Consider the following 25,420-nt stretch of genomic DNA (forward strand, 5'->3'; position numbering starts at 1 on the left):
GTATATGAAAGTATTAGTTTTAGGAGCTACCGGTTTCGTTGGGAGTAGACTTTTTGCATCTTTATCTGCGAGGCATGATGTTCAATCGTTCAATGCAAGGATTTCAGAAATAGATGCATTAGAGCATTACATTGAGACTTATAAATTTGACGTTATTATCCATCTTGTCTCCTCTCTTATTCCTTCTAGCTCGAGCGATGACTTCTACAAAAGTTTTAATGAAATCCTTTTGCCTACTTATAAGATCATAGATGTTGCCACGAAATTGAAGATAAAATTTGTTTTCATTTCTTCCGGTGGAACAATATATGGCGAAAATGCTGAGACGTCTAAATTTGACGAATTGGAAACAGCTAAGCCCAAAAATTATTACGGCTTTTCTAAACAACTTATAGAAGAGTATATTTTTTATAAAAACAGGGCAGATGGATTGGATTATTTAGTTCTGAGGCCGTCCAATGTTTACGGCGAAGGACAATTGTTTAACAAATCACAAGGCTTCATTGCTGTAGCTATAGACCGAATTTTGAATGGTCGAGCCATCAATGTATGGGGCGATGGTAATAACTTTCGCAACTATTTGTACATTGGCGATTTTGTTTCCATAGTAGAAGAGCTTTTAAAAGTAGAAGTTGTCAACCAAACTATTAATTTAGCTGGGCCAGATAGTGTTTCTCTTTTGGATGTGATAGACGTGATTCGTGATGAAACGGGTGTAACTCCTCAGGTAAATTTCGAGCTATCCAAGAAATTCGACGTCAACCGAATAGATCTTAGTGTAGAGAAGTTAAATTCTCTAGTGTTTTTTACATATACGCCTTTACGGGATGGTATTAAAAGGCAGATTGCATATTATAGACGAAATTTTCAAAATGAACAATAAGCTCTCAATAGCAATACCGACCTACAATCGACCAGAGATTCTGATAGAGGGGCTGGATCGAGTTTTAGCGGATTTGATTAAGTTCCAAATACCGATATATATTTCTGATGACAGTAGCAATGACTTAACCAAAATCGCTGTGGAGTCGTTCAAAAGTAATCGTTATCCTCATATTTTTTACAACCAAAATGTACCATCCTTAGGTCATGACATGAACTGTATTCGAACAATTAAAATGGCGAATACAGAATATGTATGGTATTTGGGCGATTCAATAATTATACATGATGACACGTTAGAAATAATACTTAATACTATAAAAGATGAAGCCCCAGATTTGATAGCTATTTACTCTGATCGAATATTCGATATGCCTTTAATATCAAGACGTGTTGAAAACACAAATGAGTTACTAAAAAGTATTGGGTGGCATTTGACAATGACTGGAGTCACCATCTACCGGAGGGAAGTTGTTGATGCTGTAGAGATCTCAGTTGATAGATTTAAGAATTTCCCTCAATTGGCATTGATTCTAGAGATTATGTTGCAGATTGATGGTAGTTCTTTAAGTTGGATAAACCAACGTCTGGTACGATCAAATCCAAAGAAAGTAAGCTATTGGAACAATTCAATTTTTACTGTCTTTATAGAGGATCTTGATAATACGTTGAAAAATCTGAGTAAGTCTGTACACCTCGATTTAAGAAATGGTGTTTTGCGCGAACATGCGAAACAGACTGGATTATTCTCATTGAAAAATTTATTGGCTTTACGTAGTAAAGGCTATTTTACCAAAAATGAGTACTTGAAATTTGGTGCAAGGATTGCGAAATATGGTCGTCATCCAAGAATGTTTATTTTTTTTATAAGTATCTTCCCAATCACTATTCTCGAAAGATTGAGGAAGTGTTTTTTTTAATTTAATTTTGAACATCAATAACTAATTCTAGTAGCGCTTGATATATATCATATCACTTTTATTCGTAGTATTTGGTGTCTTTGCCATTTTACCGATAGATAAGCGGATCAAAAACGTTTGGCTCCTTATTTTCTCAGTGATATTGGCGTTAGTAGCCGGCGTTCGTGGTGAGGGAATAGATCGAGATTATCATAACTATGTGGCTAATTTTGTTAACTTACAGCCTCCAAACATCAGTTTCATTGAACCTGCATTCTTTTTTATAGGCTCTTTTATAAAGCTTTTCAGTGATGAGGTCGTATACCTTTTTGTTGCATTTTCCTCTATTAGCTTAATTTTTAAATATTTGTCTATTCGTAAGGGATCGGACAATTTTTTTCTTTCGTTACTACTTTTACTTGCTAATATATATATAATCCAGGACCTTACGCAAATAAGAGCTGCTGTAGGTGCTTCACTTTTAATGTGGGGACTTCTATTACTCGTTGATGGTGAGAAAAAAAAGTTCTTTTTCATTAGCATTGTTGCCATCCTCTTTCATTACACCTCGCTTATTATTGTATTATTCGTTTTTTTGGATTCAAAGCGAATTAACCGTTGGTTTTGGGCTATAGTTATTCCTTCATCCTATATTCTTCTGTTCGTCAATATAACCCCTTTAAGTTTAATTAGCTATATTCCCATTCCCACCGTGCAGTCGAAAATGGATACCTATATTGCTTTACAACAGCAGGATGCAGAGAAGGGTGTAAATATTTTTAATTCACTGGTGTTTTTGAGGTATTTTATCATATTATTTATGATTGGGAAGATTGATGAACTAAAGGAGCTAAATAAGTATTGTATTATTTTATTGAAAGTATATATCCTATCTCTGGTAGCATTAATCTTAACTTCACAAGTGTCAACACTCGCCTTTAGACTAAATGAATATTTGTCAGTTGTGGAAATTATTGTCATTCCTATGATAACATTGGTCGTGCGACCTCGAGTCTTAAGTTACGTTTTTATCGTTATATTTTCAATGGTTCTATTTTACCTACACTACAGAGCCGAGACATTATTAATATTCTTACAAGAAAATGGATAAATTTCAATTTGTTATCGTCCTTTACAAAATAAATCTTCTTGAATCAAGCACGTTCAAAACGATGTTAGAGGGTTTGGAAAATATTTCGATTTTACTTTTTGACAATTCCCCTTCACCGTCAAATTATTCGGATCAGCTGCCAAGTGATTGGAATGTAGAGTATGTGCATGATCCAAAAAATCCAGGGTTGAGTGTTGCATATAATATTGGAGCGAATTTTGCGAAAAATAATAACAAAACCTACTTAATACTTTTGGATCAAGATACAAATTTTGAACGTGGTATACTTAAAAAGTATGATGACGCTATAGCTTCTTATGAGCAAATTAAATTATTTGTACCGATATTAAAGATGAATAATGGATTGGTTATGTCCCCATGTAGATATAAAAACCATCGTGGGAAAGCTATTGAGTCTATTAATGCAGGGATTCAATCACTCAACCAATATGTTCCGGTAAATAGCGGCCTTTGCGTGAAAGTTGATATTTTCCTTCAGGTGGGGGGATACAATGAGAAGATTCGACTTGACGGGGCTGATTTTCAATTCATAGAACGCTATAAAAAATATAGCACGGACTTTTATGTAATTGATGCAGTATGCATGCAAGATTTCTCTGCTTTTGACTCAAATATTGAGTCGGTGATGAGAAGGTTTATTATTTATCAACGTGATGTAAAGCAATATGAGTCCTACGGATGGTTGGATAAATATTATCATGATCGCAATCTATTCATTCGGGTGTTGTTTCTATCAATTCAGCATAAGACTTTCGCATTTTTTAAACAATATTTAAAAAGAAATTAGTATGGCAACAGTTTCGATACTCATGGCCAGCTATAATAGTGCAAACTATTTATCACAGCAGCTAGACTCTATTGTTAGTCAAAATTATCGTGAATGGAATCTCTATATAAGGGATGATGGCTCGCGTGACCAAACAGTAGACATTATAGAAGAATATGTAAAAAAGGATAAGCGAATACACCTTGTTAAGGATGAGAATAGCGGTTTAGGTGCGGCAGGAAGTTTTTTGAGATTACTGGCCACCATTGATTCAGATTATTATTTCTTTGCCGATCATGACGACGTATGGATGCCGTCTAAGGTCGATAGAACCATCTATGAGCTACATAAGGCTACCATGGATAATCCGGGTATGCCTGTTATTGTACATTCAGACCTTGTGGTAGTTGATAAGGAACTTAATATCATACATTCGTCGTTTTGGCAATCGTCTGGAATAAAACCGAATGTAATCGCTAATAAGTTAGTTATACAGGTCTTCAATTGTGTTACAGGCTGTACGATGGCATTTAATTTAGCAGCTAAGCAAGTGAGTTTTCCCTATCCTGAGCTTGTCCCTATGCACGATTGGTGGTTGACAATTAGTTCATTGTGGAATGGAGGTAAGGTTTTGCATATAAAGGAACCATTGATCTATTATCGACAGCACGGCCGGAACGAAGTTGGGGCTCGGAAAGTAGACGGTGGCTATTTCGTGCAGAAGTTAAAGCAAGCCGGTGAAACTTTGGATGGACACCGAAAGCATATTGAATTTTTGAAATCAGTTGATGGTATAGGTATATTCCGGTACTATTTGATAAAGGTTTATTATACATTAATAAGAAAAATCTAGATGGTGATGGATAAGTACAATGTCGGGGGCGTTACTGTTCTTGCTATTTTTTTATTTATTTTTTACGGCTGTAGGGCCGATGCAGAAGTTATTTATCCTAGCAAATTAGGAGCGCATGGCGACGGAATGACCGATGATTCCAAGATTTTTCAACAGATCTTTCAAAAGTTTAAAGGACGTGATTTGATAATTGATGGGCAGGGGCGCTCATATCGAATTTCTGGAAACTTATCTGCCGAAGTGTCTTCTTTGGTGTTTAGGAACACCAAGGTAATAACGGGAAATGCGGGGGGCAGTCAAATGAATCTTCGGATCGTTTCCAATAATGTTAGTTTTAGTGGTATTGACGTTACGGGTGACAGATCTACATCCCGAAAGGAAATATGGAAAATCTTTTCCACTGAAAATGGGGTTAAGAGCATTATGCCGGCCGTTAACGAATTGTTTTTTATAGAATCGTTGGATACGGGATCTGTCATAGATCTTAATAATATAAAAGTTCGCAATCTCCATGCGCAATCGGCAGTACTAATCCGAAGCTTAGGAAAGGTAAATTTTAAAAATATAGATTTTGAAAATCTTAGTAATAAGGGTTTCCATGTTTATCACATTAATTACGATGATAGCAAGAAAGGAGGCTACACCGAGGTTGCTAAGATTAAAACTCGGAATACAGGGATTTTGCCTGAGTTCTATTACGTAGACAACAAAAGGTATGCGCGCAAAGATGGACATCATATGCCCCAAGAATCATTCAATTGTATCGTCAGCTTCGGTAAATACAAAATTACCGACGCCCAAGTCATCGACTACGGATCAATTGGCATTACTTCGGATAGAAACGAAAATTTCGTGGGCGAAAACTTACATGTTAGCTGCAGCTCCAGCGCCGCAATGTCAAATAACCCGTCTGCTGGCATTTGGTTCGAATGCAGCGAGAATGTCGTATTAAAAAATAGCTCTATCGATATATCATCACGGAGCAAATTGGATTTGGTCGGAGATAACTCGGCCTTACATGTTTTTGCGGAGAATTCTCACGTGACCATTGATGGGTTGTTGATTAGATCAAACGCAATGAACATTTTGAACAAGGGCATTAGAGGATCACTTAGCGGAGAGAATATTTTGGAATTTTCTAATGTAGAGGTTAGGGGGAAGTACAAGCAGGGTGGCGTCTATCTGGCAGGAATGCAAAAAGAACCCCTATCGAAAATAAAATTAAATAACTTAAGCCTTGAAAATAGTAATCTGTTCATGTATCAGGTTAGGGATGTTGGGCTTACCAACATTCGGGGGATTTCGGGATCGGAGATTATCACCTATCTTTTGCCGGAAAATCCTAAATCGGTAGGTAACTTGTCGATTGAGAATTCGAATTTGAAAAAACTTAATTTGACGACAGGATTTGAAAATTTTAGAATGGATGAACGAAGTAAAATGTCGTTAAAATAATTACAAAATGATTTTCTATGATTAATTTCGTCATGCTGACCTGGAACAGGCTCACTTTTGTAAAGACTTTAGTGGAGAGCTTTTATAGTACTAAAGGTGCTTTAGAATATAATTTTTTCATTATAGATAATGCGTCCACTGATGGAACAGCCCAGTATCTTGAGGAGGTAGCAAAATCTGATGCAAATATTAAACTGTTTATCAACGATCAAAATTTTGGATTACAGGAATATAAACGATTATTCGATATGTGTAGTGACGGTTACATCATTATATTGGACGATGATGTCATTTCATTTCCGTATCTTTTTGATGTTCAGCTAGTTGATGTCTTGAGGTTAAATTCAAAAATTGGTTTTATTTCCTTGGATGTCGTTCAAAACGAATTTACCAATGGAGCTAAGCCCGGATCGGAACATTATCGCTCCACACGAACTAAACAAGGAGTTGAAATTGATATAGGTCCTGCAGGCGGCTGGTGCGCAGCGATGAGGCATCGAGACTTCAAAAGAATTAGACCAGTTTTTTCACGTATGAATTTGTCAATGGCCAATGGGGAAGATGGCACGCTAGTTAGGCTTATGAAATACCTTTTATTTAAAAAAATTGCAGTCTTAAAGGGGGTTAGATGTTTACATGCGACGGGACCATACTATTCTAAAGAGTTTGGGTTTCTGAAAAGGGATATTGAAAAATATGAAAGAGCAGGTTTAGTAGATCTTGCAGAACTTTATAAAAGCTATCTGTGAATATATGAGAAGAGCGTTTAAATTATTTCGGTCGAAGTTGAGATTTTGGACTTCGGTTCTTGAGGAAATAGTTTTGTTCCCATTGAATCGAATGGTTTCTGTAGGCACCGTGAAGGAAAGAGAGGATGGTGATCTTTCGAATACAGTTGTTTATCACATACATGAATGGGCTGGCTACCCTTATGAACGTAAAAAGACTATTCGATACAGGAATTACGATTTTTCATGCGGTTTAAAACCGGCAATATTACGCGCTAGTCGTTACAGCGGTGTTAGGTCGTTAAAAAAGATTCTAACAGTTTCCGGAGCTGATGATGCATACTTAGCAAGGTTGCAGCGCGCAGATTTTTTTGATGAAAGTTTCACTGTCGTTTCAGTTAATAATGATGGGATGGATTTTTCAGGATATTCATATGTTGTAGGTGATTTATTGAATTCTAGTGACAATAAGATTGTATTGCTAACTAATACGTCGATCGACGATGATATTCACGATTTTTTAGATACTTATGTCGATTGTTTCCTTGCCAACAAAAATCTTGGATTATTGGGTGTGTCTTATTCTTCGAAGATATACCAGTCTTTGATAAAGAATAATTTTAACCCGCACATACAATCTTTTTTTATGCTTACCACCTCATCTATGATACGAGAGATTGTAGATGCCAATCGTGGTAAATTCCCTGGAGATGGTGAAAACTACAAGTTAGCCATCATAAAATTTGGAGAAGCAAGGTTGTCCCGCCTTGTACAAAGACTAGGTTATGATATTGGCGTAATAGATGAGCTCGGAAAGTTGCTGGTGTTACCAAAATTAGCCTCTGATAAACATAGAATAGTCGATGGAGACTATAGACTATTTTGTAGGGCACCAAATAGAATAAATAAACTAACGTAATGATAACAGGTTCAATCGTTTTATACAATAATAATCGTGGTGTACTCTTGGAAGCAATTGAGAGTTTTCTTAACAGTACAGTTGTCGATAAGCTATATCTAATAGACAATTCACAGGAGGATGTATTGACAGATTTGGTGGATGATGAACGTGTTTTATACCTTCACAACCCAGCAAATCCAGGATTTGGCGCTGCGCATAATATTGCAATAAATAAAGCTATGATGATAGGGAGCACCTACCATTTGGTATTGAATCCGGACGTGTTCTATTCGGAGAATGTGTTGGAAATGCTCTTGGAATACATGGACTCAAGGCAGGATGTAGCCAATGTTATGCCGAGGGTTCTTTATCCTAATGGGAATATCCAATATCTTTGTAAACTATTACCTACTCCCTATGATTGGATAGGCAGAAGGTTTAATCCGTTTAAGAAGATGGTGGATAGACGAAACGAATTATTTGAATTAAGATTTACTGGATATAATGAAGAAATGGAAGTGCCATATCTATCAGGCTGTTTTATGTTTTTGCGCATGAGTGCACTGCAAACGGTAGGACTATTTGATGAAAACATTTTTATGTATGGTGAAGAAACGGACTTATGTAGAAGATTCATTGCTGGTGGTTACAGGACGATGTTTTATCCCAAGGTTTCAATCTATCATCACTTCGAAAAAGGTTCTCACAAGTCGTGGCGCCTAACAAAGATCGGGATACAATCCGCAATATATTATTTTAATAAATGGGGATGGTTCATCGATAAAGGAAGAATAAGAATAAATAAGCATATTTTAGAAAAACTCGAAAGATGAAAATAGCGGTTGTAGGTTTTACAGGCTTTGTAGGTACTCATTTGATGAATCATTTCGGGAAAGCTGCTAAGGGTTATTCGTTACGCAATAGAGAAAGCAAGCTGGATTTTACCGTCTCTAAAGTTGTAATCAATCTGGTGGGCAAAGCACATGACCATAAAGAAGTGGCTACAGAACAAGATTTTCTTTTCGCCAATGTTGAATTGGTTAAAGAGGTTTTTGCCGCATTTTTGCTAAGTGAAGCGCAACTGCTTATCCATATTAGCTCTATCGCGGCAATAGAGGAACTTGAGTCTAAGCTTCCACTAACAGAAAATACTGTTCCGCGTCCAAACTCTTGGTATGGAAAGTCTAAGCTCCTTGCAGAAAAGTGGCTCACTATGCAACCCTTGCCAGCGAATAAGAAATTAGTAATCTTACGCCCTCCAATGATACATGGCGAGAACGACAAAGGTAACCTTGGCCTTCTATATAAGGTTGTCAGTAAGGGGGTTCCGTATCCTTTGGGCGCGTTCAAAAACCGCCGATCTTTTCTTGGTATAGGGAATTTTTGTTTTATACTCGACAAGCTTCTTGAGCAAATGGCGAACTTTCCTAGTGGTATCTATCATGTTGCCGACGACGAGCAGGTCTCTACCAATGAAATAATCCACCTGATTAACCGCGAAATGGGAAAGACGGCGAGGATTTTACGGATACCGCAATCTTATGTCAGATTTTTGGCGAAGATCGGTGACAAGTTGGGCGTCTTCTTTAATACTATAAAACTGGAGAAAATGACCTCAGACTTGATCGTGGATAATGGTAAAATTAAGGCTACATTGAAGGTAATTATGCTTCCGATGACCGCTGAAGAAGGCCTTCAACAAACAATAAGAAATTTGAAATCAAAAAAATGTTCTTAGAAGGAAATCGCATATGCATTATCTAATAATTTTTTTGTTGTTAATGGTGTTCGAACTTGGTTATTTTCGGATCGCACACTTTTTTAATATAGTAGACAAACCCAATCTACGAAGCTCGCATAGCGTAACTACTCTTCGGGGGGGTGGTATTATATTTTATTTTGCAGCGGCAATATATTTTGCCGTCTCGGGATATTCCTACCCTTGGTTCTTTTTAGGATTGACTATGATGACTGTCGTATCTTTTTTAGACGATATTTTCACTTTATCCAACAAATTACGTCTTCTCGTTCATTTTTCCGCTGTCCTGCTTATGGCCTTTGAATTGAACGTTTTTGATATGCCCTGGTATGTCTTGCTCATTACTTTTGTTGTTGTTGTTGGTGTTATCAACGCTTATAATTTTATGGATGGCATTAATGGTATAACAGCATGTTACAGTTTGGCGGTTGGGGGACTGCTTCTGTTGGCAAATCGTACCATCCAATTTATTGATCAAGACCTCCTTATATATATAATAATAGGCGTATTGGTTTTTGCTTTTTTTAATTTTCGAACAAAAGCTAAATGTTTCGCTGGTGATGTCGGATCTGTAGCTATCGCATACATTCTTTTATTTGCGCTTGGCGCGCTTATATTGACGACCGGAAAAGTTATTTATATACTCTTTCTCTCAGTTTATGGTATAGATACGGTCTGGACTATAGCTCGCCGAATCTACTTGCGTGAAAATATATTTAAGGCTCACCGTTCCCATCTTTATCAATATTTAGCTAATGAAGCTGGCGTCAATAAATTGTTTATCTCCTTTTCTTATGGTGTTGCTCAGTTTTTTATTGGCCTAGTGGTTATGTATTTTGCAACTCAAAGTTTTGAGGTTCAGTTGCTATTTGCGACAATCCTCTTGCTACTGCTAAGTGCAATTTATCTGATCGGCAAAAACTATATTATAAAACGATATGTACTATAAGTACAAAATGATCGTGTCTTCAATTGTATAAATAAAAAGACGAATTAATGGAAAGTATAAGAGGAGGAATTGCTCACGCTCAACGGAGACAAATTCGCTTCGTGAATGATTTCGATATGAGCGCAGTTAAGCGTTTTTACATCATCAGAAATGCAGACATGAAACTGGTGCGTGGCTGGCGCGCACACCGTATTGAACAACGTTGGTTTTATGTATTATCGGGTGCTTTTGCGCTTGATCTTGTGAAAATTGATGATTTTGCATGTGCATCGATGCAACTTCCAGCAGAGAAAATGGTACTGACTGCTGAACAGATGCAAATCGTACATTTACCAGCGGGTTATGGCACAGCTTTTCAAGCAACGATTCCAGATAGCAAGTTGCTTGTGTAGGCCAATTTTCCAATTGAACATGCCAAAAATGATGATTATATTTGGTCATTAAATTATTTCATCAATCGTATACCTCAGCAAGTTTTGATACCCTTCAATAATTCTAATTGTTAAATCGGTATTATATACATAAAAAAACTTATTTTTGCGATTAAGCTCGGTCTTAATTTTAAAAAAAGCTCACATATCATCCTTTAATGAATAAAGTTATTCTCATTTTAGTGTTTATAGCAACGCTAAATTCCTGTGCTTCTCGAAAAAGTATCGTTTATTTTCAACCCTCTGATTCAATAACAAATGAGGTTAACCCGCGATTTATCCCCAGAATCCAAGGGGAAGATTTGATCACTATTGCTATCTCTGCTGCTGATATAAAAGCTACCATGCCATTTAATCAGCAAAATCCTTATCAGATGCAGGCTGCAGCGGGTCAGGATTTAGCATTTAAGCCGACTTATTTGGTGGACGAAAATGGTGAAATTGATTTTCCGGTATTAGGCAAAGTAAAGCTAGGGGGCTTAACTCGCTTGGAGGCTACAGCATTATTAAGAACGAAGCTTAGTAAATATATTGTAGATCCAGGTGTCAATCTTACTTTCGCTAATTTTAGAGTGACTATCTTGGGTGAGGTGGCGAAGCCGGGTACATATACACTGCCTCAAGAACGAGTAACAGTTTTGGAAGCATTGGGTCTTGCTGGAGACATGACGATAAGGGGGATGAGGAATAATGTTTTATTAATCAGAGAACGTAACGGTGTAAGAGAAACTGAAAGACTCGATCTGACTTCTGATTTACTACTTGCCTCACCTTACTATTATCTTGCGCAAAACGATGTAATCTATATTGAGCCTAATGGGGCCCAGGTAAGAGGTTCGAGCTTAGGGGCTAATACAAATGTTTTGATTTCAGTCTCTAGCGTCATAATTAGTATTTTAACATTGGTTGTTACAAATAGCCGTCGATAAATAAATATGGATAAAAAAATGGCCAATAAACCCCATAATGGGATTGAGCAGGTTATAGATTTGAAACAGATAGCTGAACAGTACCTATACTATTGGAAGTGGTTTGTTGTTTCACTGGTATTATGTACGGGGATAGCTTTTTTATATGTAAAATATGCGGCTCCTCTTTACAAAGTCGAAGCGAAAATTTTATTACAAAGCGAAGATAAAGCCACCGGTGATCTTGCTGGATTAGCTGAGCTTAGTAATATTACAGGAGGAGCAGGTGCATCCGCCTTTGTGGTTGATCAAATAGATGTTTTGAAATCTAGAAGGCTTGCCCAAAATGTCGTCTTAGAAAGCGAGTTGTCAATTGCATACAAAATTATGGATGGCTTTATTTCTCGGGAAGTTTTAAAAGAGCAAAGTCCTATAATATTAGAATTCATCGATGGGAACTTAGCAACAGAAGCTGTTCATTTTAATGCAAAAATACAACATGATCAGCTACTTGTTAACGATTTAAGTAACGAAAAGACTTTCGAAATAGCTTTTGATACTCCTTTACAAACGGAGGTTGGACTTTTGCAGTTTGTCCGGGGTAAAATGGGAGGTAAAAGAGATTCGGACAATGTGGTAGATATCACTGTTTCCCCAGTCATTGATGCCGTTGAATCCTTTAGAAAAAATATCCAAATTACTCCTAATACAGAAAAACAGTCCTATATTATAAACTTCTCCATAACGGATCCGTTAAAGGAAAGAACTATTGGTGTTGTAAACAATTTGATATCAACGTATAATCGAGATGTTTCTGAAGATAAGAGTAAAGTCACAAAAGCGACTTCCGAGTTTATTAACGGTCGTTTGGAGTTAATTAGCAGAGACCTTGCAAGCGCAGATCGTCAGGTCGAAGACTTTAAAACGTCTAATCGATTGACCGACTTGGAAGCTGAAGCAGAATTAAATTTAAAAAATTTATCGGATGTTGATCGGCAGGTTTTAGATGCTCGTACCCAACTTCAACTGGTAGATCATATGCGAGAATCTGTGGCAAATAATGACGAGTTCCAACTTCTGCCGAGTAATATTGGATTGACTGATCTTTCGATTGAAAAATCTCTAATAGAATTCAATAAACTCGTGTTGGAAAGGCAAGATTTACTTAGAAGCTCTACCGAGGATAATCCAATGGTAAAGAATATCACCAATTCTATTTTAGAGTTTAATCGAAATCTGAACAAGTCGTTGTCCAATTACAGATCTACTTTACAACTTTCACTACAAAGTGTTGAGAAAAGACAGGGAGAAATAAAGGGTAGGATTGCGGGAACTCCTAAGCAGGAGTCTGGATTCAAAGATGTTGCGCGACAGCAGCAGACTGTTGAGGCAATTTATCTCTTTCTTCTACAAAAAAGAGAAGAAAATGAAATTAAAGCGGCTGCGCGACCAGACATCTTAAAGGTTATTGATTCGGCTTATAGCTCTGCAAATCCAGTAGCTCCTAAGAAGGCCATAATATTGTTAGGAGCGCTAATAGCAGGGTTCCTCGTGCCACTTAGCTTTCTTTACGTAAAGTTTTTATTAGATAATAAGGTTCAGTCGCGAAAAGATATTGAAGATATGGTGGGCGCACCAGTGCTAGGAGAACTTCCTTCTGCGAAAGATCCCGTGGTTCATCATAGTGATCGGAGCCCTCTAGCTGAGGCATTTAGAATACTGCGCACCAATATGTCTTTCATGTTAGGTGGAAAGAAAGATTCTACTGTTATATACGTTACTTCTACCACATCGGGAGAGGGTAAGTCATTTGTGTCTACCAATTTGGCACGAATTCTTTCCATGTCTGGCAAAAGTGTGTTATTGATTGGAGCTGATATTCGCAGTCCGAAGGTCTTGGATTATTTAGTCTTATCGCATTTGCAACACACAAATGTGGGCATTACGCAGTTTTTGATCAATCCAGATATGGATGTGAATAATATTATCATTAAGAAGCCAGAAGATTACGATTTCGATATTATCTATTCGGGCTATGTGGCTCCAAACCCCGCTGAATTATTAATGAATGGGCATTTTGAGGATGTGATTAATTATGCGAAGGAGCACTACGATTACGTACTTGTAGATACTGCGCCAGTTAGTTTGGTTACTGATACGCTATTGATTGCAGATAACGCAGACTTGACGCTTTATGTATCTCGTGCAAACTATTTAGATAAAAGATTATTGAATGTGGCGAGAGAACTGTATCAGGATGGAAAGCTTAAGAATATGGCCTTCGTGATCAACGATGTTGATTTTGCTCGAGGTTACGGCTATGGCTATGGTTATGGTTATGGTGAGTCAGGAAATAGATCAGTATTTTCAAAGATTAAACATCGTATGAAGACATTATTTAAAAAAGCAAAAATATAGGTCTTTCAAAAATTGTTGAGGCATCCTAACATAGGATGCCTCAATTTTTAGTATTCACATCTAGTTGCGCGCTATTGTGGAACGTAATTTGTGTTGTAAAACGCAGGAGTATATTACATCATTTACCGATGAACTTTATTTATGCATAGTAGAAGCCTTTTAAGGACGATGGACAAGAACGGGCCTCGTTGGATTGTTTTATTGGTGGATATGGCCATGGTAATCGTTGCGTTTCTGCTTAGTTATATCCTCGTCTATCAGCATGCTGGAGTTTTGGTGCTAGACAACCTTATTCTTCAATCCATTTTTGTCTCGGCTATTTATGGCTGTGCCTTCTTTTATTTTAAGCCTTATCGTAGTATTGTCCGCCAAACAGGAATGGCCGAGCTTTATTGCATAGGAAATGCGGTGGCGTCAGCTTTGATTGTTCTGGTGATTTTCAATTTTATGTACAACCGGTTTTATTTATCTGGTGAAGAGAGCAGAAATGCGTTCACTTTATTAGAGGGACATCTTTTTATTCATGCGCTTGTCGTAGGGGCTGGTATGGCGACGCTAAGGCTACTCTATAAAAATATCTACCGTTTTTTCTTTTGGCATAGTCGGCAGAATGCGATTCCAGTGGTATTGTTTGGAGCTGGGGATATGGGGCATAGTACATTTGATCTGCTTCAGTTAGGCTCGCGCAATAGGTACAAGATCGTAGCTATTGTTGATGATAATTCTTCCAGAATCGGGAAGTCTATGCACGGCTTTCGTATACTTCCACTGAGTGCACTCACAATCGACTTCATTGATCGGATTGGAGGAGTGCAACAATTAGTTATTGCGATTGACGATCACCAGCCAGCCCGACTCCAAAGAATTGCTGCCCAAGCAGAAGGTTTACCAGTGAAGCTGAAAATTATCCCTAAATCTACGAAGTTGATGGAGGATATGGTCGCGACCAAGCAAATTCGGACTTTAAAAATTGATGATCTGCTCGGTCGAAAATCTATTGATATTAATAATCCTTTGGTTAACGAAGAGATGAAGGGCAAGGTTATCATGGTTACAGGAGGTGCTGGTTCTATCGGCGGTGAGCTTGTAAGGCAAATTGCTCGGACAGAATGTACAAAGTTGGTGGTAATTGATCAAGCAGAGTCTGCACTTTATGACATTCAGCAAGAACTACTATCTCTTAATGGTAAATGCCCTATTATATGCGTGGTGGGAAATGTACGCGATTATGGATTTATAGAAACTATTTTTGCTCAATATCGACCACATATTGTTTTTCATGCTGCGGCATACAAGCACGTGCCATTAATGGAAGACAACCCCTATGAGGCGGTTCTCACGAATGTTTGTGGTTCCAGTAATGTGGCACTTCTTGCAGATCGTTTCGGTGCGCAGAAGTTCGTTATGATTTCTACCGACAAAGCCGTCAATCCCACTAACGTCATGGGCGCTACTAAAAGGATCTCAGAAATTTACGTATCCTCCTTAAATGCTATCTCGAAGACTGCTTATATAGTGACTCGCTTTGGGAATGTTCTAGGGTCTAACGGATCGGTGATACCACTTTTTGAGAAGCAGATTAAACAAGGTGGCCCTTTAACTATTACTCATCCGGATATTACGCGCTACTTTATGACAATTCCAGAAGCGTGTAAGTTAGTTCAAGAAGCTGGAGTCATGGGGAATGGAGGTGAAGTATTTGTATTCGACATGGGTAAGCCTGTTCGTATCGTTGATTTGGCCATTAAAATGATTCGCCTTAAAGGATTGCGGTATCCTGAAGATGTAGATATACAGTACGTTGGGCTGAGGCCTGGCGAGAAGACGTTTGAAGAGTTGTTGGCTACGCATGAAAATACAGTCAAAACTTACAATGAAAAAATCATGATTGCGAAGGTCGCAATCGGTGATCCAGCGAGCAATATGATAGCGATTGATGAACTTGCTGATTTTGCTAAAAAAAATTATCAAGTAGGTGATAAACGGCGTATAGTAGCTATGGTAAAATGCATCGTTCCTGAATATAAATCCCAAAATTCTATTTATAGCGAATTAGATGGGCTTGAAAGTGTTGGATAGTTTCCTCCACAATAGTTTTTCTAACATATACGCTTAGTATGATAACAATATCTGCTAACAGAAAGACGTTTACAAAGCTCTAACTACAGCCGAGATCCCCATTATTGCACTTTCTGGTTCTTTTGAGCTGAAATTTAAAGTTTATGACAAAAATTTGATTTTCGATTCACAATCGGTATCATTGTAATGTCAACCTTTGAAAAGATTAGCTCTACACATGTCTCGTTTACTTTGCGTGATAGCTTTTTTGTTGTGCAGTGTGAACGTACCTGCCCAACATAGATCCTTATCGAATAAATCTAATAACGTAGGTAGCGTAGCTTTTCTAGAATCTATCTTAATGGATCAGAAGTATCAATCCAAAGATAGTTTAGCAGCTGTAGAACAGTTGAACAAATTACTTCAGACAGCCAAAACAAAAAAAAGCCCCGAATTAGAGATTGTCCATGACTTACTGGCTGCAGATCATTACTCTCGATTGAGCGATAAAGTCAATTCCAAATCAGATCTGTATTATAAGAAGGCGCTATCAGCAGCAAAACGTGTTCAAAACGACGGGCTTCGTCTCATCGTGCTCATCAGACAAGGGTATTACTATTTTGTATATCGAGAATTAGAAGCAGCAATTCCGTATTTTTTGCAAGCGGGTGAATTGATTGGAGATGTGGAATATAAATCCGTACCCATGTTTAGCCGGCATATACATCAGATGTCCTCTTTCTACGGATATATTGGAAATTATACTGGCGCTATCAAGCTCCTCCAAGAAGGTCTGCCATACTGTAAAGATGGCACAGCGTTGCATATAAGCATGGTAAATTCCATGGGGGTATATAGCGAAAAACAACAGCTTTTAGGACAGGCAGTCGTACATTTTCAACGAGCACTTGGTATTGCCGAGCGCAATCAAGATAGTTTATGGATGGGAATTATATTTGGCAACCTCGCTTCTATAGAGGAGCAAAAGGGGAACCCTTATAAGGCCATCCGTTTGTTGAAGGAAAATGTGCGTTTATCGATAAAGTATCACGAGCATTTAGATGCTATGCGGTCTATGATCAAGCTAGCTGATGTACTGATCGATGTAGGTGGCTGGCAAGAAGCAGAGGTATACCTTTCGCGTAGCGAAGTGTATGTCAAATCCAAACCTTTCTTTCTACCTATCAAGACACAAGTGGCTAAACTTCGTTCTGAGATTGCGAATATCAAGGGTTATCAAGCCGATGAGTTGCAGTATCTAAAGCAGTATGTGCATTATGATGATAGCTTGCGTGCTACCGAACGCTATGATGAACTGCAACGGGCGTATTGGCAATGGCAGTCCGACGATTTCCAGCGTTCTATCGCCGCTTCACAGGAGGAAAGAAAGACAACGCTACTGTTGGAGTTAGCATTCGGACTCCTGCTCACGTCAGTTTTAATTATTATTATCCTACTTCTCAATAGAAGTAAAAATAAGCATAAGATCAAATCCACCCTATTAGAGAAAGAACAATTGACCTACGCGCTGGAGCGCGAGGTGTTGAATAAGGAGCTCGAAGCAATCACAAACTCCTGGAAAGAGGCTACCGAAAAATCGAAAGAAAGTACCTCGCTGATAGCAGGTCTTCAAAATGACTTAGAGAAGTTAGGTAAAGAAAATACCAATATAAAAGTTCGCTCCGTGGAGGTATTGGATGAGTTATTAAAAGAGCCTATTATGACGGATGATCGGTGGGCGAAATTCAAGCTCACCTTTGATCAAGTTTTTCCAGATTATTTAAAGAAGAAAAAGGTAAAGTATCCCCGACTTACCGAAGGAGACTTGAGACTACTGGCATTGATGAAATTGAAGTACAGCAATATGGGGATGTCCACGCTGTTAGGTATCTCCATGGATGGTGTTAAGAAAGGTAAACAGCGTCTCAAGAAGAAAATGGAAGATTCTTCCGAACAAGCTTAGTTGTTATAACATCAAAAATTTTAAATATTGCGCGCTTGTGTTACGTAATTGTTAATATAATGCGTGTAATTTTGTGTTTTTGTTAATATGTAATGGGGTGGACAAAGGGTGGACATCTTATTTTCAAATGCTACTCTCAGAGGTTCTGACGCACTATTTCTACAATTGTCCCTTATTTGTCTACCCCTAGCACGTTCGGAATCGTTGTTTCGAGCAAAATCTGCATGTATCTTTGGCGAGTAATCGAAAATTAAGATTCAGCAAGTCCTCAACAAAAGTTAGGGACAATCTTTTGAAGAGTTTGACAACTTAAATGAAGTGTTGAAATCGATTACTGAATAAAGTTTTGTGTATAGCCCTTGAAGCCTTACCCTTTTTCAAACAGTGAATAAATATAAAAACGTTCTTTACGTTTTCAAAGATTCCTTCATATATAACCACGGACTTAGTCCATTTAATGATTTGTGAGGGTGACTACTGTTATAGTCGATCTGCCATTCGTAAGAAATAGCATTGACTTCTGTTAGTGATCCAAACAAGTAAGCGTCCAAGACATCCTCTCTAAACGTTCGATTTAATCTTTCGATATAAGCATTCTGCGAAGGCTTACCGGGTTGTATATATTGTAGTTCGATGTCATTCTCTTTACAGAAATCAACAAAAACCCTAGACAGAAACTCTGGTCCGTTGTCGGTTCGGATACGCTTAGGCTTAGGCCGAGAAAAGATTAATTCTTTCAATTTCTGAACCAGCCTAATACCTGGAATCGAATAGAAAGCTTCATTTATCAGAGATTCTCTGTTATAATCATCCATCACATTTAGTACTCGAAACCTGCGTCCGTTAGAAAGCGAATCACTCATAAAGTCGATTGACCATGTTCTATTGATTCCTTCTGGAACGATTAGTTTCTCTTTAATTCTGGACGGAATCCGACGCTTACGCTTACTACGAAGCTTCAGGTTGATCCTTCTGTAGACTCTTAGAACCCGTTTTCTGTTCCACACCAAACCCTCCATTCTGATTTTGCCATAATAGGTTTCGAAGCCCCTGGTTGGATAACAATTTGCCAGATCCATGAGTTTAGCAACCACTTCCTCATCATCTTTCGTGTGATTATAATAGTACATGCTGCGGCTCATGCAGACAATTTTACAAGCTCTATGAATACTGATCCCTTCCTCAGTCACTACAGACCCCACCAGCTCTTTACGTTCACAAAGCTTTAAAGCTTTTTTTCAATAATATCTTTTAGAATGCGGTGATCGAGGCTTAAATCGGCGAACATGCGCTTCAGCCGTGAATTTTCTTCCTGCAGAGCCTTTAGCTCTTTTAGGTGCTGCGCATCCATACCTCCGTACTTTTGCTTCCATTGATAAAAAGTTGGTGCTGATATACCGTGCTCCCGACAGATATCTTTAGTGGCCTTACCTGATTCATATTCTTTAAGAATATTGACGATCTGATGCTCTGAAAATTTGCTCTTTTTCATAATGTTTAACAAACTAAATTTAATATTTCTATTTGGTTTGAAAAACAGGTAAGGCTACCCCCTCTTCGGAGAAGATATTCATAAAAATCTACTTCAAATATTAAGGAGTTTTTACAGAATTATCCACTAACTCATGAAAAACTATGTTTAGGTACGTGCAAAATCGAGTATTAGTATACTTGAGAGCCTTTTGGATAGCAACGGATTTTATTTGTGTGAATTTGGCCTTTCTACTAGCCTTTGATTTGGCTTTAGAATTAAATTTGATTCAATACATCGACAAGTCATCATCCGCTTTTCAGTCCCTTTGGATGATGTACAATCTACTAGCCATTTTAGCCGCGCTGCTGTCTCATCTATATCGTGATATTTCTATGGAGCGATTGGAGAATATGTTCCGTGCAACACTTCGAGGCGGTACAGGTCTGATTCTTTCGTTCGGTGTTTGCGTGATGTCGGGTTTTCAATTAGCACACGCATGGCCATTTGTAGCCATTCTTTCAGTCGGGTTAGCAACTTACTTTATTGTATCTCGTTTTTTCATGACTTATATCTATCCCGCATTTGCAAAACGATTTAATTGGTCTAAGCGCGTAGCGATCATTGGTCATGGAGACCATTTGGCACCAGTTGCAGAATATTTCGAAAAGCAAGGAGATTTCTATAGTATCAACACGATCGGTTATAAAGATCAAGATGCTTTGGATAATAAAGAAAAGACGCTACAGCGCTTCAAAGAATATTTCGAAACAGTATCCAGAGACGGTATTCACGATGTTTTTCTAGTCACCACACCCGAGGTTAGTGCTTACAGCGAAGATCTGATCGTAGCGGCTGATTTTCAATGTGTACAACTGAATTTTGTGCCTGCCATTAGTGCACGAATTACCTATAACGGTAGTGAGAATACGACAGTCAAGTTTGATTTGCCTGTGCTGAAATCGCACGAGGAGCCCATGTCTACCATGGAGAATAGATTTAAAAAACGCTTGATCGATCTATTTATTAGCAGCATGGTCATGATTTTTATTTTGAGTTGGATGATTCCTATTATCGGCTTAATTATCAAAATTCAGAGTCCGGGCCCTATTTTCTTCAAACAGCCCCGTTCTGGTAGAAATAATCGCGCTTTTGGTTGTTACAAATTCCGCAGTATGGTCGTCAACAAGCAATCTAATGCACAGCAAGCGAGCAAAGGCGATAAGCGAATCACACCAATTGGTCAATTTCTTAGAAAAACCAATTTAGATGAGTTTCCACAGTTCATCAATGTGTTTCTAGGTCAGATGAGCGTCGTTGGGCCGCGTCCGCATATGTTGTCGCATACAGAGCACTACAGTCAATTGATCCAACATTATATGGTGCGTCACTTCGTGAAACCAGGGATTACCGGTTGGGCGCAAATAAATGGTTTTAGGGGAGAAACCAAAGATCCCGCGTTGATGGCTAAACGTGTGGAGTATGATATCGAATACCTGAGAAACTGGTCAGCCATGCTTGATTTTAAGATTGTCTGTATGACGGCAATCAATATGATCAAAGGGGAAGAAAATGCTTATTAACAACTAAATCTTTTTTTAATATCAAATCAACCTTTATGAAATTTAAATTCACATTTGTCGTGATGATGCTGTTCGGTCTCTGCAGCCTATTCGCGAGCACAAGCGTGCTTGCAAATGGTAGCGATCGAGACAGTATCCCTACATCGGCCTATGAGTATGGTTATCCATATCCTGTAGGGTTAGGTGTCCACGTTGGTACTACCGGCGTCGGCTTACATTATTATCAACCGCTTGGAACACATTTCGGAGCGCGATTAGCAGGTAGTATTATGCCATTTAATACTAAAATTCAGGGCAACTACAGTAATCGCGATACCAGAACTAATGTTTTTGCGAAAGCACATAATGTGTCCTTACTATTTGGCTGGACGCCTTTTGCCTCTAGAACAGGATTTTTCCGCTCATTTAATGTACAATTAGGAGGAGCATATTTCTTCAAATTGGATGGCAGATTGGAAACTCGCTTAGCTGATCCATACCGTTATGGGGAGATAGCGGTCGATCCAGAGTACGTTGGTACGATTACCACACATGTCAACTGGAAAGAGACGATCAATCCTTACGCGGGTATAGGTTGGAGTAATATCATTATTGATAGCCGTTTTTCGATGAATATTGATCTGGGTACTTATTACTTGTCAAAACCATCTGTGCGTATGGAAGCCAGTGGTTTATTGGAAGAGAATGTGGCTAATGCATCAAAGATTGAAAACAACATCCGCAATTATCGATTCTTGCCGCGTGTAGAAATTGGATTTAGTTACCGTTTTTGGTAAGTCACTTTCAGCCATAAAGACATTACAAAAATGAAAAAATTAGCTACATATATATGCGCGCTTATTCTGATAAGTGTTGCTGGTTCTTGCGAGAACCCATTAAAAGATTTTGATTTACTCATCAGCACCGAGGTGATCAGGCACTCTGCGACTTTACGCATTGTTGATCAAAATGGAAATACCATCAATGGCATAGCGGTTGCACTAGAATCTGGTGATACCCAAGACATCTACAATATGAATGGTTTCCGTGACTTCAAGCCCACAGAAAACCTAGTAACCTTTGGTTTAGACCCAAAACGGGTTGCTTCGGCATCCGCGCCGGTGCGCTTTCGCGTATCGATCAGTGCGAGTGGTTACACCACCCAGATCGTGCCTGTTGTGATTACAGACGCTTCGGCAGGTATTGAAACCATTGTGCTTAATAGACCGTTGCAGATTCCTGACGGTGTGGAGCAGAAAACACAGAATGTAGATTTGACAGCTAATGGTGCTACCTTGGTAGCCACTACGATCACCCTTCCATCAGCTACTGCAGAAGGTAATGTATCCTTAACCATTCCAGCTGGAACTCAGTTTCGCGATGCAGCGGGCAATGTAGTAACCGGAAATACGGTTCAGATTATTGTTGCTAGTATTGATTCGGACGAAGAGGAAGCACAGACTCTTTTACCAGGAGGTGATTTACGGAGTGACAATGTGGTTCTAGAAGATGGTTCTTCAGCTGCTGGAGCTTTCAGTGCCGCCGCATTATCCGACATCCGGATGTATGTTAATGGTGTCGAAATTCGTCAATTCAGCCAGCCTATTACCGTTAGTATGCCGATCAATGCCGATTACGTGAATCCTGTTACGAACCAGAGTTTAACGAACGGAGCTGCCTTAACAATTTTCAGTAATAGTGATACGGACGGGATTTGGCGTTTCGAACAAAATAGTACGGTTACAGGATCTGCTGCCTCTGGTTATTCGGTTAGCTTTCCAATCACGCACTTAACATTTTATATGGCAGGTGTATTTGCGGAAGGTTGTGAGGTGCAGCATACCATTACATTTACAGGCGAATGGATGGCCAATAGCTCCACTTACCCAGTAACTGTAGAAGCGATTTGGGCAGGAAGTGTACTTGCTTCCATCGAGTATTCTATTTCAGCAATTAGCCCTACGATCTCGATCGCTAATCTTCCAGCATCGGGTGTACGCATAGTCGTTAGAAACTCTGCAGGAACCGTTTTGGCTGAAACAGCACTTGCCGCTTGTGGTCAGACTACTTTGGTCGCCTTACCTAACCCAGGTGATCCTACCAACACTACAGCAACCTTACAACTATATGTACGTTGTCCGGATAAGGTAGATCCAATTACGTTGCTGCCGACATTCCAATTGTACTATCGTCCAACAGGTACGCAGGCGTATACATTCTTAGGAACTGTTACCAATGGATTTTTGAGAACAACCTTGTTGCGTACAGACGGTACTAGATACGATTTCAGAGCAATCTGGAACAACCGCGTGAAAGTGGTTGGCGGCAAGACCATCAGCGTAGATAACACTGCTACGGTGGGTATACAGCCAGGTGATATCATGGGCGAAAAAGCCGGTGCAACCAACCTGGCGATCTTGACCGAAGAGTGCGGAAAATTATAATATAAATTAAACGTGAAAGACAGTGTATTCCATCTGGTTTTTAGAAACTCTTCGAATGATAGTTTGGAGAATAAAAGCAGTATGGTTTACGAAAGAAACAAGTGTTAGCTTGTAATTGTAGGGAAATATCCCGGACGGTCGCTCCGTCCGGGTATTTCTACAATTACTTCGCTTATCAGGAGAATATATGCTAAACATCTTCCGAGGAAAAAGAAAGTTTCAGAATTTAGAATGGATGCAGATTGATATGCATTCGCACATCTTGCCCAACTTAGATGATGGCGCTGCAACTTTGGAAGATAGTTTACAATTGTTAGAACGCTTGAATGGATTGGGGATTAGAAAATTCTTTTTCACACCTCATATTTTTCAAGGCATGTATCCCAACACACCAGCACGTATTGCTACGGCATACGAAAGCATTTTGAATAGCAAATATGCAGATACCCTTGGAGGTTATGCCGCAGAATATATGGTCGACACGTATTTTGATGGTCTAATACAAAAAGGAGATCCGTTGGCCACATTGCCCGACAATCATGTCCTCATTGAGATGTCTTACATTCAGGAAAGCTCGTTGATTGAGAAAGTCATTTTCGACTTACAGATGAATGGTTTCAAGCCCATCTTGGCACATCCAGAGCGTTATGTTTTCTACCATGGCAATCTAAAAGCCGTAAAACGCTTACGCGAATTAGGATGCTTGTTACAGCTCAATCTGCTATCACTTTACGGCTATTATGGTCCTAATGAAAGAAAGGCAGCTAAGCAATTAACTGAAAAAGGTTTGATAGATCTGGTCGGTAGCGATGTGCATCATATGCGGCATATCAAAGCATTGGAACACTGGATCGGAAAAGAAGATTTATGGCCTTCTTTCAAGCAATGCAATTTACAAAATCAGGCATTATTCGACATGACACATGCCTAACATGACATATTAAAACTACAACTACAATCACAATGACTAACAACTTAAAAAAGACTTTACCACGAATACCCGTTTGGGGCCTACTCAGCGGTTTATTGTTCGCGATCCTGTTGGGAAGCTGCTCGGTCAAGAACATCGTGTATTTCAATGACCTTCCGGCAGACTCTCTCAAAGTCATGAAAGCAGCCGCGGACTTTACTGAGCCCATTATTCAGGCAGACGATATCCTAAGCATTACTGTACAGACATTAGATCCCACTACGAGTAGTGTAGTAAACCAGGCCGAAGCGGTTCAAGCCGTCGGTGCGAGTAGCGCGAGTAATGTGGGCAATCAGATAATATCTGGTTTTTTGGTAGATAAAGATGGTTACGTGCACATGACTTTGCTTGGGAAAGTAAAAGTACTTGGTCTAACCACCTATCAAGCCAGAGAACTAATTACCCAAAAAGCATCGGGATTCTACCGTAATCCTACTGCGCAAGTTCGTTTTGCTAACTACAAAATCACGGTACTCGGTGAGGTTTTAAGACCCGCGACCTACACGGTGCCTAACGAAAAAGTAACGATTTTAGATGCCTTAGGTTTAGCTGGTGATTTAACGATCTACGGAAAGCGGGAGAATGTGTTGCTCGTACGCGAAGAAAATGGGCAAAAAGCTATGGTAAGACTCAACTTAAACGATAGCGACATCTTTCAATCGCCTTACTATTATTTACGCCAGAACGACGTGATCTATGTAGAGCCAGGCAAGGCAAAAGCTGCTGCTAATAATGCATCAAGAACGCAAACTTATGCGATCATTGGCTCAATTGTATCATTGCTGATAATTGTTATTACACGCTTGTAATTGCACGATAAATTGACTGATAGTTTCAGTACACGTACAGTAACTGATAATTGTTGAAAATT

23 protein-coding genes are annotated in these 25,420 nt (G+C 38.9%); 21 read left to right on the forward strand and 2 right to left on the reverse strand.

What is annotated here, in order from left to right; all coding sequences use genetic code 11:
• Positions 1-4 precede the first annotated feature (4 nt).
• The 16 genes from AC3IRT_RS01060 (at position 5) to AC3IRT_RS01135 (ending at position 18,102) form a co-directional block, all read left to right on the forward strand.
• The gene (locus tag AC3IRT_RS01060) at positions 5-883 is read left to right on the forward strand and encodes an NAD-dependent epimerase/dehydratase family protein (RefSeq protein ID WP_489394701.1); all 879 of its coding nucleotides are present in this window, start codon (positions 5-7) and stop codon (positions 881-883) included.
• Positions 873-1,802: a glycosyltransferase family 2 protein gene (locus AC3IRT_RS01065; protein WP_489394702.1), complete on the forward strand. Its 930-nt coding sequence runs from the start codon at positions 873-875 to the stop codon at positions 1,800-1,802. Before AC3IRT_RS01060 ends, AC3IRT_RS01065 begins: the two co-directional genes overlap by 11 nt.
• 37 nt (positions 1,803-1,839) lie before the next feature.
• Positions 1,840-2,892, forward strand: coding sequence for an EpsG family protein (locus AC3IRT_RS01070; RefSeq protein ID WP_489394703.1), 1,053 nt, complete (start codon positions 1,840-1,842; stop codon positions 2,890-2,892).
• Positions 2,885-3,700, forward strand: a complete 816-nt coding sequence (locus AC3IRT_RS01075; RefSeq protein WP_489394704.1) for a glycosyltransferase — start codon at positions 2,885-2,887, stop codon at positions 3,698-3,700. Before AC3IRT_RS01070 ends, AC3IRT_RS01075 begins: the two co-directional genes overlap by 8 nt.
• 1 nt (position 3,701) lies before the next feature.
• Positions 3,702-4,532 carry a glycosyltransferase family 2 protein gene (locus AC3IRT_RS01080; protein WP_489394705.1) on the forward strand — a complete coding sequence of 277 codons (831 nt, stop codon included), beginning with the start codon at positions 3,702-3,704 and terminating at the stop codon, positions 4,530-4,532.
• A 6-nt stretch (positions 4,533-4,538) separates the two neighbouring features.
• A complete protein-coding gene (locus tag AC3IRT_RS01085) occupies positions 4,539-5,987 on the forward strand; it encodes a hypothetical protein (RefSeq protein WP_489394706.1) in 1,449 nt (482 codons plus the stop codon).
• Between the two features lie 17 nt (positions 5,988-6,004).
• Entirely contained in the window at positions 6,005-6,736 is a 732-nt protein-coding gene (locus tag AC3IRT_RS01090; RefSeq protein WP_489394707.1) for a glycosyltransferase family 2 protein, read from the forward strand.
• Positions 6,737-6,740: 4 nt separating this feature from the next.
• Positions 6,741-7,634: a hypothetical protein gene (locus AC3IRT_RS01095; RefSeq protein WP_489394708.1), complete on the forward strand. Its 894-nt coding sequence runs from the start codon at positions 6,741-6,743 to the stop codon at positions 7,632-7,634.
• Positions 7,634-8,449: a glycosyltransferase family 2 protein gene (locus AC3IRT_RS01100; protein WP_489394709.1), complete on the forward strand. Its 816-nt coding sequence runs from the start codon at positions 7,634-7,636 to the stop codon at positions 8,447-8,449. The genes AC3IRT_RS01095 and AC3IRT_RS01100 overlap by 1 nt, the downstream gene beginning before the upstream one ends.
• Entirely contained in the window at positions 8,446-9,354 is a 909-nt protein-coding gene (locus AC3IRT_RS01105) for an NAD-dependent epimerase/dehydratase family protein (protein WP_489394710.1), read from the forward strand. Before AC3IRT_RS01100 ends, AC3IRT_RS01105 begins: the two co-directional genes overlap by 4 nt.
• Positions 9,355-9,397: 43 nt before the next feature.
• Complete coding sequence (locus tag AC3IRT_RS01110; protein WP_489396087.1) at positions 9,398-10,324, forward strand: MraY family glycosyltransferase; 927 nt, start codon at positions 9,398-9,400, stop codon at positions 10,322-10,324.
• A 47-nt stretch (positions 10,325-10,371) separates the two neighbouring features.
• Positions 10,372-10,716 (forward strand): hypothetical protein, encoded by a 345-nt coding sequence (locus AC3IRT_RS01115; protein ID WP_489394711.1) that lies wholly within the window; start codon positions 10,372-10,374, stop codon positions 10,714-10,716.
• A gap of 197 nt (positions 10,717-10,913) precedes the next feature.
• A complete protein-coding gene (locus AC3IRT_RS01120; RefSeq protein ID WP_489394712.1) occupies positions 10,914-11,684 on the forward strand; it encodes a polysaccharide biosynthesis/export family protein in 771 nt (256 codons plus the stop codon).
• Between the two features lie 6 nt (positions 11,685-11,690).
• The gene (locus tag AC3IRT_RS01125) at positions 11,691-14,081 is read left to right on the forward strand and encodes a GumC family protein (RefSeq protein ID WP_489394713.1); all 2,391 of its coding nucleotides are present in this window, start codon (positions 11,691-11,693) and stop codon (positions 14,079-14,081) included.
• 168 nt (positions 14,082-14,249) lie between these two features.
• Positions 14,250-16,160, forward strand: coding sequence for a polysaccharide biosynthesis protein (locus AC3IRT_RS01130; RefSeq protein ID WP_489394714.1), 1,911 nt, complete (start codon positions 14,250-14,252; stop codon positions 16,158-16,160).
• Between the two features lie 340 nt (positions 16,161-16,500).
• Entirely contained in the window at positions 16,501-18,102 is a 1,602-nt protein-coding gene (locus AC3IRT_RS01135; RefSeq protein WP_489394715.1) for a tetratricopeptide repeat protein, read from the forward strand.
• 407 nt (positions 18,103-18,509) lie between these two features.
• On the opposite strand, the gene AC3IRT_RS01140 is transcribed toward AC3IRT_RS01135, so the two are convergent.
• Together AC3IRT_RS01140 and AC3IRT_RS01145 are read right to left on the reverse strand one after the other, a co-directional pair.
• Positions 18,510-19,304, reverse strand: a complete 795-nt coding sequence (locus tag AC3IRT_RS01140; protein WP_489394683.1) for an IS3 family transposase — start codon at positions 19,302-19,304, stop codon at positions 18,510-18,512.
• Between the two features lie 23 nt (positions 19,305-19,327).
• Complete coding sequence (locus tag AC3IRT_RS01145) at positions 19,328-19,594, reverse strand: transposase (RefSeq protein ID WP_489394682.1); 267 nt, start codon at positions 19,592-19,594, stop codon at positions 19,328-19,330.
• A gap of 143 nt (positions 19,595-19,737) precedes the next feature.
• On the opposite strand from AC3IRT_RS01145, the gene AC3IRT_RS01150 reads away from it, so the two are divergent.
• The 5 genes from AC3IRT_RS01150 to AC3IRT_RS01170 all read left to right on the forward strand — a co-directional run bounded on the left by AC3IRT_RS01150 (position 19,738) and on the right by AC3IRT_RS01170 (position 25,358).
• Positions 19,738-21,156, forward strand: coding sequence for an exopolysaccharide biosynthesis polyprenyl glycosylphosphotransferase (locus tag AC3IRT_RS01150; protein WP_489394716.1), 1,419 nt, complete (start codon positions 19,738-19,740; stop codon positions 21,154-21,156).
• Between the two features lie 35 nt (positions 21,157-21,191).
• Positions 21,192-21,932 (forward strand): hypothetical protein, encoded by a 741-nt coding sequence (locus tag AC3IRT_RS01155; RefSeq protein WP_489394717.1) that lies wholly within the window; start codon positions 21,192-21,194, stop codon positions 21,930-21,932.
• 30 nt (positions 21,933-21,962) lie between these two features.
• Positions 21,963-23,579: a hypothetical protein gene (locus AC3IRT_RS01160; protein WP_489394718.1), complete on the forward strand. Its 1,617-nt coding sequence runs from the start codon at positions 21,963-21,965 to the stop codon at positions 23,577-23,579.
• Between the two features lie 187 nt (positions 23,580-23,766).
• Positions 23,767-24,510 (forward strand): tyrosine-protein phosphatase, encoded by a 744-nt coding sequence (locus tag AC3IRT_RS01165; protein ID WP_489394719.1) that lies wholly within the window; start codon positions 23,767-23,769, stop codon positions 24,508-24,510.
• Positions 24,511-24,542: 32 nt separating this feature from the next.
• Positions 24,543-25,358, forward strand: coding sequence for a polysaccharide biosynthesis/export family protein (locus AC3IRT_RS01170; RefSeq protein WP_489394720.1), 816 nt, complete (start codon positions 24,543-24,545; stop codon positions 25,356-25,358).
• Positions 25,359-25,420: the final 62 nt, after the last annotated feature.

This window comes from Sphingobacterium sp. KH_072 (genome assembly GCF_057837975.1).

Excerpts from the sequence above, each read along its gene's own strand:
- AC3IRT_RS01060 (WP_489394701.1), top strand. The coding sequence starts at position 5 with ATGAAAGTATTAGTTTTAGGAGCTACCGGTTTCGTTGGGAGTAGACTT.
- AC3IRT_RS01065 (WP_489394702.1), top strand. The coding sequence starts at position 873 with ATGAACAATAAGCTCTCAATAGCAATACCGACCTACAATCGACCAGAG.
- AC3IRT_RS01075 (WP_489394704.1), top strand. The coding sequence starts at position 2,885 with ATGGATAAATTTCAATTTGTTATCGTCCTTTACAAAATAAATCTTCTT.
- AC3IRT_RS01080 (WP_489394705.1), top strand. The coding sequence starts at position 3,702 with ATGGCAACAGTTTCGATACTCATGGCCAGCTATAATAGTGCAAACTAT.
- AC3IRT_RS01085 (WP_489394706.1), top strand. The coding sequence starts at position 4,539 with ATGGATAAGTACAATGTCGGGGGCGTTACTGTTCTTGCTATTTTTTTA.
- AC3IRT_RS01090 (WP_489394707.1), top strand. The coding sequence starts at position 6,005 with ATGATTAATTTCGTCATGCTGACCTGGAACAGGCTCACTTTTGTAAAG.
- AC3IRT_RS01095 (WP_489394708.1), top strand. The coding sequence starts at position 6,741 with ATGAGAAGAGCGTTTAAATTATTTCGGTCGAAGTTGAGATTTTGGACT.
- AC3IRT_RS01100 (WP_489394709.1), top strand. The coding sequence starts at position 7,634 with ATGATAACAGGTTCAATCGTTTTATACAATAATAATCGTGGTGTACTC.
- AC3IRT_RS01105 (WP_489394710.1), top strand. The coding sequence starts at position 8,446 with ATGAAAATAGCGGTTGTAGGTTTTACAGGCTTTGTAGGTACTCATTTG.
- AC3IRT_RS01110 (WP_489396087.1), top strand. The coding sequence starts at position 9,398 with ATGGTGTTCGAACTTGGTTATTTTCGGATCGCACACTTTTTTAATATA.
- AC3IRT_RS01115 (WP_489394711.1), top strand. The coding sequence starts at position 10,372 with ATGGAAAGTATAAGAGGAGGAATTGCTCACGCTCAACGGAGACAAATT.
- AC3IRT_RS01120 (WP_489394712.1), top strand. The coding sequence starts at position 10,914 with ATGAATAAAGTTATTCTCATTTTAGTGTTTATAGCAACGCTAAATTCC.
- AC3IRT_RS01125 (WP_489394713.1), top strand. The coding sequence starts at position 11,691 with ATGGATAAAAAAATGGCCAATAAACCCCATAATGGGATTGAGCAGGTT.
- AC3IRT_RS01130 (WP_489394714.1), top strand. The coding sequence starts at position 14,250 with ATGGACAAGAACGGGCCTCGTTGGATTGTTTTATTGGTGGATATGGCC.
- AC3IRT_RS01135 (WP_489394715.1), top strand. The coding sequence starts at position 16,501 with ATGGATCAGAAGTATCAATCCAAAGATAGTTTAGCAGCTGTAGAACAG.
- AC3IRT_RS01145 (WP_489394682.1), bottom strand. The coding sequence starts at position 19,594 with ATGAAAAAGAGCAAATTTTCAGAGCATCAGATCGTCAATATTCTTAAA.
- AC3IRT_RS01150 (WP_489394716.1), top strand. The coding sequence starts at position 19,738 with ATGTTTAGGTACGTGCAAAATCGAGTATTAGTATACTTGAGAGCCTTT.
- AC3IRT_RS01155 (WP_489394717.1), top strand. The coding sequence starts at position 21,192 with ATGAAATTTAAATTCACATTTGTCGTGATGATGCTGTTCGGTCTCTGC.
- AC3IRT_RS01160 (WP_489394718.1), top strand. The coding sequence starts at position 21,963 with ATGAAAAAATTAGCTACATATATATGCGCGCTTATTCTGATAAGTGTT.
- AC3IRT_RS01165 (WP_489394719.1), top strand. The coding sequence starts at position 23,767 with ATGCTAAACATCTTCCGAGGAAAAAGAAAGTTTCAGAATTTAGAATGG.
- AC3IRT_RS01170 (WP_489394720.1), top strand. The coding sequence starts at position 24,543 with ATGACTAACAACTTAAAAAAGACTTTACCACGAATACCCGTTTGGGGC.